The sequence below is a fragment of the Photobacterium sanguinicancri genome (assembly GCF_002265265.1).
GTDB classification, from domain to species: Bacteria; Pseudomonadota; Gammaproteobacteria; order Enterobacterales; family Vibrionaceae; genus Photobacterium; species Photobacterium sanguinicancri.
The window spans coordinates 1-350 of record NZ_NOIF01000554.1 but is presented as its reverse complement, the minus strand read 5'-3'; the positions used below and the strand labels follow the sequence as shown (position 1 = coordinate 350).

Here is a 350-nt window from a genome sequence, read left to right as displayed (position 1 = left end):
TGGTCACCGCGGCCAACGTGGCGGATGTCACGCAGGTCGACAAATTGCTGCATGGCGATGAGAACGTAGTCTGTGCCGATGCCGGTTACACCGGCGTGGAAAAGCGTCCTGAACATGAAGGCCGCCCGGTGATCTGGCAGGTTGCGGCACGGCGCAGCACCTACAAGAAGCTCGATAAGCGCAGCGCGCTGTACAAAGCCAAGCGCAAGATCGAGAAGGCCAAGGCCCAGGTGCGCGCGAAGGTCGAACATCCGTTCCGAGTGATCAAGCGCCAGTTCGACTACACCAAGGTGCGCTTCCGGGGCCTGGCGAAAAATACGGCGCAGATGGTCACGCTGTTTGCTCTGTCG

Annotated in this window: 1 protein-coding gene; it reads left to right on the top strand. The window is 60.6% G+C overall.

What is annotated here, in order from left to right; translation table 11 throughout:
* On the top strand, window positions 1-350 hold a 350-nt coding region (locus ASV53_RS25075), incomplete at both ends, for a transposase (protein WP_141226373.1).